Source organism: Pseudomonas turukhanskensis, assembly GCF_027922365.1.
Taxonomy (GTDB): domain Bacteria; phylum Pseudomonadota; class Gammaproteobacteria; order Pseudomonadales; family Pseudomonadaceae; genus Aquipseudomonas; species Aquipseudomonas turukhanskensis.
In genome coordinates, this window is sequence record NZ_BSFN01000009.1 from 26496 (window position 1) to 38330 (window position 11835).

The 11835-nt window shown below is 59.7% G+C and carries 10 protein-coding genes; 3 read left to right on the top strand and 7 right to left on the bottom strand.

Features of this window, described 5'->3' with window-relative positions; all coding sequences use genetic code 11:
- Positions 1-80: 80 nt before the first annotated feature.
- Both prpB and PKE98_RS15855 read right to left on the bottom strand, forming a co-directional pair.
- Complete coding sequence (gene prpB / locus PKE98_RS15850; protein WP_271196279.1) at positions 81-965, bottom strand: methylisocitrate lyase; 885 nt, start codon at positions 963-965, stop codon at positions 81-83.
- A gap of 3 nt (positions 966-968) precedes the next feature.
- Positions 969-1694 carry a GntR family transcriptional regulator gene (locus PKE98_RS15855; RefSeq protein ID WP_271196280.1) on the bottom strand — a complete coding sequence of 242 codons (726 nt, stop codon included), beginning with the start codon at positions 1692-1694 and terminating at the stop codon, positions 969-971.
- 391 nt (positions 1695-2085) lie between these two features.
- On the opposite strand from PKE98_RS15855, the gene rloA reads away from it, so the two are divergent.
- The 3 genes from rloA to PKE98_RS15870 all read left to right on the top strand — a co-directional run bounded on the left by rloA (position 2086) and on the right by PKE98_RS15870 (position 5297).
- Entirely contained in the window at positions 2086-2637 is a 552-nt protein-coding gene (gene rloA / locus PKE98_RS15860; protein ID WP_271196281.1) for a retropepsin-like aspartic peptidase RloA, read from the top strand.
- A gap of 143 nt (positions 2638-2780) precedes the next feature.
- Positions 2781-4307 carry an osmotic stress tolerance membrane protein RloB gene (gene rloB, locus PKE98_RS15865; protein WP_271196282.1) on the top strand — a complete coding sequence of 509 codons (1527 nt, stop codon included), beginning with the start codon at positions 2781-2783 and terminating at the stop codon, positions 4305-4307.
- Positions 4308-4310: 3 nt separating this feature from the next.
- The gene (locus PKE98_RS15870; protein ID WP_271196283.1) at positions 4311-5297 is read left to right on the top strand and encodes an alpha-L-glutamate ligase-like protein; all 987 of its coding nucleotides are present in this window, start codon (positions 4311-4313) and stop codon (positions 5295-5297) included.
- A 1095-nt stretch (positions 5298-6392) separates the two neighbouring features.
- Here PKE98_RS15870 and PKE98_RS15875 read toward each other — a convergent pair.
- From PKE98_RS15875 to PKE98_RS15895, 5 genes are all read right to left on the bottom strand, one after another.
- Positions 6393-7553: a MalM family protein gene (locus PKE98_RS15875; protein WP_271196284.1), complete on the bottom strand. Its 1161-nt coding sequence runs from the start codon at positions 7551-7553 to the stop codon at positions 6393-6395.
- A 9-nt stretch (positions 7554-7562) separates the two neighbouring features.
- Positions 7563-9173, bottom strand: a complete 1611-nt coding sequence (locus PKE98_RS15880) for an outer membrane protein transport protein (RefSeq protein ID WP_271196285.1) — start codon at positions 9171-9173, stop codon at positions 7563-7565.
- A 19-nt stretch (positions 9174-9192) separates the two neighbouring features.
- The gene (locus PKE98_RS15885; RefSeq protein ID WP_271196286.1) at positions 9193-10194 is read right to left on the bottom strand and encodes a transporter family protein; all 1002 of its coding nucleotides are present in this window, start codon (positions 10192-10194) and stop codon (positions 9193-9195) included.
- A 72-nt stretch (positions 10195-10266) separates the two neighbouring features.
- A complete protein-coding gene (locus PKE98_RS15890; RefSeq protein WP_271196287.1) occupies positions 10267-11028 on the bottom strand; it encodes a C39 family peptidase in 762 nt (253 codons plus the stop codon).
- A gap of 112 nt (positions 11029-11140) precedes the next feature.
- Positions 11141-11605: a DUF6160 family protein gene (locus PKE98_RS15895; RefSeq protein ID WP_271196288.1), complete on the bottom strand. Its 465-nt coding sequence runs from the start codon at positions 11603-11605 to the stop codon at positions 11141-11143.
- Positions 11606-11835: the final 230 nt, after the last annotated feature.

Below are 11835 nucleotides of genomic sequence, written 5' to 3' on the forward strand. Positions count from 1 at the left end.
GGTATCTCCTCATCTGATCCGGTTGGATTTCTTGTTCTGTTTCTACACGCCGCACCTTCAGTCATGCGGCGCGTGGCGAATCACTTCTTGGCAGCGAACAACGCGTCGAGCTTCTGCTCGAAAGCGTGGTAGTTGATGCGGTCATACAGTTCAGCACGGGTTTGCATCAGTTCGATGACGTCTTTCTGATGGCCGTTCTGACGAATCGAGGTGTAAACACTTTCCGCCGCCTTGTTGGAAGCGCGGAAGGCTGAGAGCGGATAGAGCTGAATGGCGACACCGACCGAAGCCAGCTCGTCGCGGGTAAACAGCGGCGTGGCGCCGAACTCGGTGATATTGGCCAGCACCGGCACACCCAGGGCATCGACAAAGCGCTTGTAGGTCGGCAGGTCGTAAGCGGCTTCGGCGAAAATGCCGTCGGCGCCGGCCTCCACGTAACGCAGGCAGCGCTCGATAGCTGCATCCACGCCTTCAGCCTGGATGGCGTCAGTGCGGGCGATGAGGAAGAAATCGGCGTCGGTTTTCGCATCTGCCGCTGCTTTCACCCGGTCGGCCATTTCTTCGGTGGAGACGATTTCCTTGCCCGGACGGTGACCACAACGTTTGGCGCCTACCTGGTCTTCGATATGGGCAGCAGCGGCGCCGGCCTTGATCAGGTTTTTGATGGTGCGCTCGATGTTGAACGCGCTCGGGCCAAAACCGGTGTCGATATCGACCAGCAGCGGCAGGTCGCAGACGTCGGTGATACGGCGCACATCGGTGAGCACGTCATCCAAAGTATTGATACCCAGATCCGGCAGGCCCAGGGACCCGGCAGCCACCCCGCCGCCCGAGAGGTAAATGGCTTGGAAGCCGGCACGCTTGGCCAACAGGGCGTGGTTGGCGTTAATGGCGCCGATAACCTGCAGCGGCGACTCGGCAGCAATGGCAGCGCGGAAACGTTGACCTGGGGTGTTCGAACTCATGCTTCACCTCTCGTTGGGGGATTTGGAAACCGCCTGCCCGGCCTGGCCGGTGTAATGGCGTTCGATATTGCGTTTGGAGGCAGCGATATGGCGGCGCATCAACAGCTCGGCCAGTTCGCCATCCCGTTCGGAAATTGCGTCAAGAATGCGGTGGTGTTCGGCGAAGGCATGGCGCGGGCGGTTGGGCGTGGCGGAGAACTGCAGGCGGTACATGCGCACCAACTGGTACAGCTCGCCGCAGAGCATCTGCGCCAGGGTTTTATTACCGCTGCCTTGAATGATGCGGTAGTGGAAGTCGAAATCGCCTTCTTGCTGGTAATAGCCGACGCCGGCCTGGAATGCGGCATCTCGCTCGTGCAGTTCGAGCACGCTGCGCAGCTCATCGATCTCGGTCTGGCTCATACGCTCGGCGGCCAGGCGGCAAGCCATGCCTTCGAGCGACTCGCGAATTTCGTAGAGTTCGATCAGCTCGGCATGGCTAAGCGAGACGACGCGGGCACCCACATGGGGAACCCGCACCAGCAGCTTCTGCCCTTCCAGACGATGAATCGCCTCGCGCAGCGGGCCACGGCTGATGCCGTAGGTACGGGCCAGTTCCGGCTCGGAGATCTTGCTGCCGGGGGCGATATCGCCCTGCACGATGGCCGCCTGAATGCGCCGGAATACGTGCTCGGACAGCGTCTCGGAATCGAGGGGCGCTTCAACCGGGGTTTCGAGGGCGTCCTGCATAGTGTCGACACATCACTAAATATTTCGAAGAAAACTAACCCTACCCCGTATTTAAGTCAAACATTGTCGACAGTCCGCAGGGCGGATATCGCCACCGGCGATATCCGTCGTTTAACCGCGCACCGAGAATCGGCGGATATCCGCGTTGCGGATATTCGCCCTACCCCGCGCTCGCCCAGGCCAATAGAAAGCCGGCCAACCGCCTGTCGCCGCAGAAAATCTGCATGTTAGAATGCGCGGCGCCTAGGCCCGGGAGCGCATCGCGCGGGCTGCTAGACTCACATGCCAGGCGTTAGGTGAAACTAAGCCCTTGCTGTTAACACTAAGTGACTTGATACGGGCACTCCTGCCACGAGCCCCGCTGCAATTACCACGATCCGTTTTAGGACTTATGACACTCAAGCCCTTAGCCCTGCTGTTATCGCTTCTGCTGTTGCCGGCCCTTGGCCAGGCGGCGGACAAGGGTGTGTACGGCCTGAATGAATACGCCCAGCTCACCGACATCGACCTGCAGGTAGCCGCCAAGCTCGACACCGGCGCCAAGACTGCCTCGCTGAGTGCCCGCGATATCAAACGCTTCAAGCGTGATGGCGAAACCTGGGTGCGCTTTTACCTGGCCATCGACGATGCCCACGCCCACCCCATCGAACGCCCGCTGGCACGTATCAGCAAAATCAAACGCCGCGCCGGTGACTACGACCCGGACGAAGAAAAAACCTATACCGCCCGCCCGGTGATCGAGCTCAAGGTCTGCATGGGCAAGGCCCTGCGCACCATCGAAGTGAACCTCACCGACCGTAGTGCCTTCCAATACCCACTATTGATTGGCTCCGAAGCCCTGAAACGCTTCGACGCCCTGGTCGACCCCAGCCTCAAATACGCCGCCGGCAAACCTGGTTGCGCCGTGGCCGATGACAGCAGCGAGAAACAACCTGTCAGCTAAGCGGCCTACCCGGCCGGCAACTCGCCGACAGACAGCTTCAAGAACGTGAGCTCCACCGCAATGCCATTACCTGCACCACACCCTGCCTGGGGACCTGTGGTACAGCGACACTGACAAGACTGATTAATGGACAGGTTCCCGACATGCGCTCTCTTACCCTGCATCTGAAAGTCCTGATCGCCATTCTGGTGACCCTGGGCATTCTGATTACGGCTTACCAGATTTTCGTCGTGGGCATCCCGATTACCGAGGATGAAACCGATGATCTGTGGAACATCGACGCCAAGGTCGAGTTCGTGGCCACGCCGAAAAACCCGGTGAAGGTGCAGATGTTCGTGCCGCCACTGAGCCAGGACTATGTGAGCCTCAACGAGAGCTTTATCTCCAATAACTACGGGGTGAGCATCAACCGGGTCGACGGCAACCGTAAGGTCACCTGGTCCGCCCGCCGCGTCAGTGGCAACCAGACCCTCTATTACCGCCTGGTACTGACCAAGCGTTACAGCGGCGAAAAACCCAAGGCCAAAGGCCCGATCTTCCGCGACAGCATTGCCGTCGAAGGCGCCGAAAAGATTGCCGCCGAGGCCCTGATGGCGCCGATTCGCCAGCACTCGGCAGATATCGAGACGTTTATCAGCGAGACCATCAAGCGGGTTAACAACGTTAACGACGACAACGTCAAACTGCTGCTGGCCGGCGATCCGTCGACTACCAACAAAGCCAAAACCATCGAGCTGCTGCTGTCCATCGCCCACGTGCCGATGGAACGCGTACACACCATTCGCCTGGTGGCTGATCAGCCGCAAACACCGGAGCTGTGGCTGCGCAGCTTCAATGGCACCGACTGGCTGTACTTCAGCCCGGAAACCGGCGAGCAAGGCCTTCCGGCTGACCGCCTGGTGTGGTGGACCGGTGATGAAAACCTGGTGAGCATCGAAGGCGGCAAGAAGCTGCAGGTGCGCTTCAGCCTCAACAACAGCCAGATGAACGCCATTCGCCTGGCCAAGCTGACCGACGAAAACACCGACGCCGACTTCCTGGAGTACTCGCTGTACGGCCTGCCGCTGCAAACCCAGCAGACCTTCATGATCATGGTGATGATCCCCATCGGCGTGCTGGTCATTCTGGTGCTGCGTAACCTGATCGGCTTGCAAACCCTGGGTACCTTTACCCCGGTGCTGATCGCCCTGGCGTTCCGTGAAATGCAGCTGGGCTACGGCATCGCGCTGTTTACCATCATTACCGCGCTGGGCCTGTCGTTACGCTCCTACCTTGAGCACCTGAAATTGCAGATGCTGCCCAGGTTGTCGGTGGTGCTGACCTTTGTGGTGGTGCTGATCGCTACCATCAGTCTGCTCAGCCACAAATTGGGCCTTGAGCGCGGCCTCTCGGTGGCGCTGTTCCCGATGGTGATTCTGACCATGACCATCGAACGCCTGTCCATCACCTGGGAAGAGCGCGGTGGCGGCCATGCCATGAAAGTGGCCATTGGCACCCTGTTCGCGGCCTCGTTGGCGCACCTGCTGATGACCGTGCCGGAACTCAACTACTTCGTCTTCACCTTCCCGGCTGTGCTGCTGATTCTGGTGGGCTTCATGTTGGCCATGGGTCGTTATCGCGGCTATCGCCTGACCGAGCTGTTCCGCTTCAAAGCCTTTCTGAAGGACTGAGCCATGTTCGGCATGATCAAAACGTGGAAGGCCCTGCAAGCCAAAGGCATCATGGGCATTAACCGGCGCAACGCGGACTACGTGCTCAAGTACAACAAACGGCACCTGTACCCGATTGTGGATGACAAGATCATCACCAAGGAGCGGGCGATTCTGGCCGGCATCCATGTGCCGGAAATGTACGGGATCATCGAAACCGAAAAGCAGATCGACAAGCTGCCGCAAATCATCGGCGACCGTCCGGACTTCGTGATCAAGCCGGCGCAAGGCGCCGGTGGCGACGGCATTCTGGTGATTGCCGACCGCTTTGAAGACCGCTACCGCACCGTGTCCGGCAAGATCGTCAGCCACGAAGAGCTGGAGCATCAGATCTCCAGCATCCTCACCGGCCTGTATTCGCTCGGCGGCCACCGCGACCGCGCGCTGATCGAATACCGGGTAACCCCCGACCAGATCTTCAAAAGCATCAGCTACGAAGGCGTGCCGGACATCCGCATCATCGTGCTGATGGGCTACCCGGTGATGGCCATGCTGCGCTTGCCCACCCGCCAATCCGGCGGCAAGGCCAACCTGCACCAGGGCGCTATTGGTGTGGGTGTCGACATGGCCACCGGCGTGACCTTGCGCGGCACCTGGCTGAACAACAAGATCAGCAAACACCCCGACACCACCAACGCCGTAGACGGCGTGCAACTGCCCAACTGGGACGGCTTTATGAAGCTGGCCGCCGGTTGCTACGAGTTATGCGGCCTGGGTTACATCGGCGTGGACATGGTGCTCGACCAGGAGAAAGGGCCGCTGATTCTCGAGCTGAATGCCCGGCCTGGTTTGAACATTCAGATCGCCAACGACTGCGGGCTGACGCACCGCGCGCACGCAGTGGAAGCGCGGATTGCCGAGCTGACGGCGCAGGGTGTGGTGGAAACGCCGGAGGAGCGGGTGAAGTTTGCGCAGAGCTTGTTTGGGAATGTGCGCAAGGCCGAAATCTGAGTTCTGTTTGGTGTGGAAAAGCCCGGCGAGAGTCGGGCTTTTTTGTGTCTGGGAAATGACGGTGACAGCGACCAAAACCTCCGTCGTCCCAGCGTAGGTTGGGACCCAGATTGCGCCAGGAAAACGCATATCCATCCCACATTCTGGATTCCAGCCTGCGCTGGAATGACGGTGATAGAGGCAAAAAACATCGGTCGTCCCAGCGCAGGCTGGGACCCAGAACGGTCCAGGAGAAGGCATATCCATCCGGCATTCTGGATTCCAGCCTTCGCTGGAATGACGGTGGCAGAGGCAAAAAGCTCGGTCGTCCCAGCGCAGACTGGGACCCATAATAGGCCAGGAGAACGCATATCCATCCAACACTCTGGATTCCAGCCTTCGCTGGAATGACGGTGATAGAGGGCAAAACTTTCGTCGTCCCAGCGCAGACTGGGACCCAGAGTGGGCCAGGAGAACGCATGTCCACCCGAAATACTGGATTCCAGCCTGCGCTGGAATGACGGTGGTAGAGGCAAAAACCGAGGTCGTCCCAGCGCAGGCTGGGACCCAGAATGGGCCAGGAGAACGCATATCGATCCCACATTCTGGATTCCAGCCTGCGCTGGAATGACGGTGGTAGAGGCAAAAACCGAGGTCGTCCCAGCGCAGGCTGGGACCCAGAATGGGCCCGGAGAACGCATGTCCATCCGGCATTCTGGATTCCAGCCTGCGTTGGAATGACGGTGGTAGGGGCAAAAAACTCGGTCGTCCCAGCGCAGGCTGGGACCCAGAATGGGCTAGGAGAACGCATATCCATCCGACGTTATGGATTCCAGCCTGCGCTGGAATGACGGTGGCAGAGGCAAAAATCTCTGTCGTCCCAGCGTAGGCTGGGACCCAGAATAGGCCAGGAGAACGCATATCCACCCGAAATACTGGATTCCAGCCTGCGCTGGAATGACGGTGGCAGGGGCAAAAAACTCGGTCGTGCCAGCGCAGGCTGGGACCCAGAATGGGCTAGGAGAACGCATATCCATCCGACGTTCTGGATTCCAGCCTTCGCTGGAATGACGGTGACACAGACGATACCTCCGTGATTCCCGCAAAGGCAGTGACTTATCTCACTATCGCCAACTCGAACCCACCCTCATCGGTATGCGCATGCCTCTGCATCCCCGCTTCATCCACTGCCAGGTCCTCCAGCGGCCGCTTGAAGGGTTTGTTGTCCAGCGTCTGCAAATGCTTGTCTTCTTCGGTGGTCAACAGCAGCACATAGCGCTCCCCTTCCGCGGCTTTAACCGGCACCGTGCCTTCGATAAACGCGTAGCGGTACCAGGTTTCGCCGTGCAGTTGGTACACGGCATCGCTCACCAACCGGGTCGGTCGCTTGGCTTCGTCGAGGAACAGCAGAGAGGGGTACACCACCTTCTTGTTGGCAAAACTGCGCACCCGTAACCCATAGGTGCGCCCCGCCGCCGGCAGTTTCATCGCCACGTAGTAGCTCTTGCCCATGGGGAAGTTGAAGCTCGGCGAGTAACGGTTTAGTTCTTCGTATCGCGGTTCCTCGCCCGACAGCTCGGTAAAGTCGCTATCGGCCAATTGCCCGCAGCATTGCTGCACTAGGTTCTCGTACAACGCTTCGCTGTCGCGGCCTTCGCTGCCAGCCAGCAGTGCCTGCATGGCGGCCGATGGCTGGCCGTCGAGCGCCGGCAGCACCGCGCCCTTGTTGCCGAATTCAATCTGCCGACCTTCGCTGTAGCGCACGTTGCTCGGCGCTTCGGGTGCCTGCGCCCTGCCCTGCCCCGGCACCGGCACCGGCGAGTTATGCATGCGGCCTTGTTCATCGGTCCAGGTGTAGTACGGGCTGCCGTTTTCCGGGCGGGCGAAGTTGCGGCCCTCCAGCACATCCGAGTCAATGTAGTCGCTGGAGCGTTGCCCGTTGGCCAACAGGTTATCGGCCTTGGTCCCGGCCAGCTGCGCGCCAGCATAGAAACTGTTCTGCAGGTTGCCGCTGGCATCGACCCAGGTGAAGTAGCGGCGTTTACTTTCGCCATTGTTCTTCTCGCTCGGCCAGGTGGGCGTCGTGTTCTGGTTCATGCGTTGCTGATCGCTCTGCACGATGCGTTTGGCGGCGTCGCGCTGCTGCTGGCTGTAGTGGCTGTCGACAAAGGTGTTGTGCACCCGCCCCTGGTCGTCGACCCACGTCAGGTATTTGCCCGGCGCCCCATGGGCGTTACCGGCGAGCACCAGCACTGTCAGCAGAAGTAAGCGCTGCATGGCCAAGCCTCAAAAGGTCGTGGTGTAGGAAAAGGCCATGATGTAGGCCTTCACCGTGGTTTTGATATCGAGGTCGGCGTACGGGTTGTACACCAGGTTATCGATGCCGGTGCAGTTGACGTTGCAGCTGGTGCCGGCCGGAATGCTTTGCTTGGACACGAAGTAGTTCACGCCGAAATCCACTGTGGTGTCCTTGTCCCAGCGGTAGCCAAACCCCAGGCCATACAGATTGGCGTCGCCAATGGGCACCAGCACGTCGGCTTTGTCCTTGGGAATGGCCGAGGGGCGATATTCGTAGCCAGCGCGCAGGGCCAGGCGGTCGGTGACGTCATACTGGGCGCCCACGGCAAAACTCCAGGTGTCCTGGTAGCCACGGTCCAGAATGATGGAGTGGTCGGTGGCATTGCCGTTGCCGAAGATCTTGGCGATGCGCAGCAGGTCCAGCTCGCGGTCGAACTCGATTTCAAACTTGTTCCAGTCGCTGTAATCGCTCCACTTGGCGTCGAAGTTGAACTGCCATTTTTCGAACGGACGCAGCTTGATGCCGGTGCTGAAGTTATCCGGCAGCACCATGTTCAGCGAGGCACTGCCGCTCTCTTCGCTGACGTTGCCATAGGGGAACAACGGGCTCAGTACCTGGCCGAACACCGAGCTTTGCAGGCCAGACCAGAAGCCCTGCCATTCCTTGGTGTAATTCATCCGGTACTTGCCCTGCAGGTGCATGCGCGCCTCGCTCTGGTAGGTGGCGCCCCAGGCGAACCAGTCGCTGGGCTCCCACAACACGCCCAGGTTGTAGGTCGGCGACAGACTTTGCTGCAGGTCCAGGTCCATATTGGCCAGGGTGTCGTATGGGCCAATCTTGGCGCCGCACACGTTGATCAGCGGGCCGAGAACGTCGCCGATGCCGTCCTGGCACAGGGCCTCGTTAAGCATGCGCACCACACCGGTGAGCATGCCGGGGTTACGAAAGTCTTGGTTCAGCGCCATGGCCTGGTGGGAGAACCCCACCGACAGCCCCAGCGCCAGCGTGTCGTTGGCCTGATAACCCACCGAGGGCGAGAAATAGGTGATGCGCTGCAACGCCACTTCACGCCCCTGATAACGGCCGGCGTCATCGTCGGAGTCACGCGAGTAGCCGAGCGCCATCGGCGCATAGATATTGGTGGCAAAGGTGAATTTGGAGCCCGGCGGGTTGATCGACACCCCTGCCAGCGGCGCCATCAATACCGGCAATTCGGTCATGCCGCCCATGCCGGGCAAGTACATCACCGGCGTCAGGGTGCGGGTACTGGTGTCTTTGACCGGGTCATCGTCGTAGCCCATGGCGTTGTCGCCGTAGTTGGGTGTGGACTTGAACTTGGCGCGAATATCCATCACCCCGCTCAGCAGTTTGATGGTGCTTTGCCGGCCTTTGAGTTTGGTCAGCGCCGCCGGGTTGTAATGCACGGCGTCAATGCCGGTTGAATCGGCAGTCACGGCATTGCCCATGGCCATGGCCTTGGGGTTGCCAATGGTCAGATCGTTGGCCAGCTGAGCCTGCGCCCCGCCTGCATAAAGCCCGGCAGCAAGCCAGCAGAACCCTGAAATCGCCCACACCTGCGGCGAATTACGTGTCGTCATGACGGCAGTCGCTCTTAGGTTATTGGGCCTTCAGGCCTTGAATATCCAATGGCATCGACACCCCTAACAGCACGTCGGGGGAGTCTTCCGTCATGCCGAACCCGGCATTGATGTTGACGATGTAATTGGGCGAGGTGCGCAGCCCCAGGGAGAAGTTCATCAGCGCACTGGTCTGCTCGTTGCCCTCCAGCGTGGCGTCGGAGAAGGTGTAAGTCGGCTTGAAGGTTTGCGACATCTGGTAGGAGGTCGAGAGCGACACGTCGTAAGACAGCGCATAGGCAAAGCCCATGCTCATGGACATGCTCGAACCCGGGTCGACTTTTTCCAGTTGCCGGCCGCCGCGCACCTGGTCGACATTGGCCGGCACGTTGTAGGTGTACCCAACCGAGCCGAACAGCACGACCGGGTCGATAACGTACGACACGTTGACCCCGCCGCCGATGCTGTAGAAGCCGTTGCCGGTGGACAAATCGTTCTGCGGGTTGATTTCGTAGGGGCTGGTACCGGTTGGCAAACCCAGGGTGCCGTACAAGGTGGTCACCGGTTTGCCACGGTGCGAAGCCCACGGCTGCCAACGCAGGCTGGCCGACAGATCGCCCAGGCTGTACACATTCAGGTCACGCTCGGTGTCGTACTTGGCCACCAGCGGAATGCGCATGCTGAAGGTCAGGTTGTCCCACACGCCGTAGTCAAAGGTGAACGAGTTGGTAAAGGTGTGTTGCGCTTCACTCTCGCCAATCACGCTGTAGACATTGTTGCCGGTGCGGTAGGTGGTGATCTGGGTGTCGCGCAGCAGCGAATAGTCGAAGCCGTAGGTCAACGTGCGCTCGCCCTGCTTGAGCAAGGTGTAACTTTTTTCGGCGGCCTGAAAGACTTCGGCCAGGGCCTTGGAGCTGTCGGCATCGTCGTCTTTTTTGCTCAAGGCCTCACGGGCGTCGTCTACCGAAGGTTCTTCGCTCCAGGCAGGCACGCTCACCGCTAGCGTCAGCATGGCCACGCAGGCCAGTCCCTTAATCCCCATGACGCCAATCCCCAGTTATTTTCTTGTTATGCCGGGCAGGTCTTGCCGTACGTGTTGGTTTTTTCTGTGTGTTTACTTGCGGCGGATGTACTTGATGTCGCCGCCCGAACCGAGCTCGTCGGCCTGGTTCGTGGTGAATTTGGTGATCTGGGAAAACTCGCGAAACGCCAGCATGCTTACGGTGCGGTCGTCCACCAGACGCAGGTCTTTCTCGGTCAGGGCCATGGCGTTTTTCGGTTCCTGGCCACTTGGGTAAATCACGAACAGCACGTTCTGGTCCCAGATCTCTTCAAAGCGCGCGCGGGTAAAACTGATATTGCCCAGTGCCGGATCGGCGACGAACACGTGCTCGTTGTACACATCGCGCACCACCACAAAGTGCTTGAAGCCGGCGTACTCGATGGGCACCAGCGCCGGGTGTTCCAACTCATCGAGATCGGAAAACGCCGCCCGAAAGCCGCCACTCTTGTAGCCGAGCGCGGCCACAAAACGCTTCATATCCAGCAGGGAAAAGCCCCGCCGCTCGACAATCTTGTCGGCCTCGCCATAGCGCAGCAGCCCTTCCATCACCTGCCTCTCCTGCAGGTCGCGCCCCAGGAAATAGTCGAGCATGGTGGTCAGCGCCGCCGAACCACAGCTGTAGTCGTAGGCCTGACGGATCACGTTGCGAAATTGCAGTTGGCTCATCGGCTCAAGCGTCACCGACTCACGCATCGGCATGCCGGGCGTCAGTTGTTGGGTCAGGTTGACGGTGCCTTGGGCCGGCGGTTTGGTGTCCACCGCCTCGGTGAAACCGAATACGCCAAGCAGGCTGCCGATAAGAATTTCGATCATCTCAGGTCCTGACTCAGACTCTTGTTAGGTAGGTGTCGCGTAACGCTGACTGAGAAAAAGCCTTACCGGCACGAACCGATAAGGCTTCGGGTTAGCAAGGGGTGTTGCTAACTCAGTGTCCCCATACCTTGACGGTGGTGCCCGCCATGTTGATATCGGAGATGGCCAGCGAGCCGATGCTGGCAGCGCCAGTGGTGGCGCCGTTGGCGTAGGTGCCGCCGACGTAGATGCCGCCAACCGACACGGTACCGGTCATGTTGGGCAGGCTGATGGCCAGTTGCTGAGTATCGGTACCACCGATGGAGGTGGTGACCACATCGATTTTCAGCGGGTTGGCATCGGAAATGGTGAAGCCGGTGAAGCCAACGTTGGTGATGTTCAAGCTACCGCCGCCGGTGTCGTTGTCGGAGTACTTAACGTTACCGACGCTGCCGCCGAAGTTACCGGAGATGCTGATCCCGTCCTGACCGGTGACGCTCGACAGCGCGGAATCATCCATTGCACGCAGATCGGCCTGAGCCATGAACGGTGCAGCCAGTACGGCTGCGGCAAGAGCGAGTTGTTTGAAGCTTTTCATTGTTTTTATCTCCAAGATCACAGGTGGGTATCCCCGGGTGTTGCCAGCCACTCCTGTTACTGGCAACTGGATCGACTTGCGCCGATCCCCATGCCTGTCGCGCCCGTCCTGGTGACGACAGACCTGGATTCGTGAAGCGTGATGCTCCGCGCCCTGTGATAAAGCTACTGACCAACGAAGCGGCTGCCAGCCCATCCAAGGGATGGAGGATGGCGATGCGCCAGAGTGCG

Bases quoted from the DNA above. Each gene is read 5' to 3' on its own strand.
- prpB (WP_271196279.1), bottom strand. From the start codon at position 965: ATGAGTTCGAACACCCCAGGTCAACGTTTCCGCGCTGCCATTGCTGCC.
- PKE98_RS15855 (WP_271196280.1), bottom strand. From the start codon at position 1,694: ATGCAGGACGCCCTCGAAACCCCGGTTGAAGCGCCCCTCGATTCCGAG.
- rloA (WP_271196281.1), top strand. From the start codon at position 2,086: ATGACACTCAAGCCCTTAGCCCTGCTGTTATCGCTTCTGCTGTTGCCG.
- rloB (WP_271196282.1), top strand. From the start codon at position 2,781: ATGCGCTCTCTTACCCTGCATCTGAAAGTCCTGATCGCCATTCTGGTG.
- PKE98_RS15870 (WP_271196283.1), top strand. From the start codon at position 4,311: ATGTTCGGCATGATCAAAACGTGGAAGGCCCTGCAAGCCAAAGGCATC.
- PKE98_RS15875 (WP_271196284.1), bottom strand. From the start codon at position 7,553: ATGCAGCGCTTACTTCTGCTGACAGTGCTGGTGCTCGCCGGTAACGCC.
- PKE98_RS15880 (WP_271196285.1), bottom strand. From the start codon at position 9,173: ATGACGACACGTAATTCGCCGCAGGTGTGGGCGATTTCAGGGTTCTGC.
- PKE98_RS15885 (WP_271196286.1), bottom strand. From the start codon at position 10,194: ATGGGGATTAAGGGACTGGCCTGCGTGGCCATGCTGACGCTAGCGGTG.
- PKE98_RS15890 (WP_271196287.1), bottom strand. From the start codon at position 11,028: ATGATCGAAATTCTTATCGGCAGCCTGCTTGGCGTATTCGGTTTCACC.
- PKE98_RS15895 (WP_271196288.1), bottom strand. From the start codon at position 11,605: ATGAAAAGCTTCAAACAACTCGCTCTTGCCGCAGCCGTACTGGCTGCA.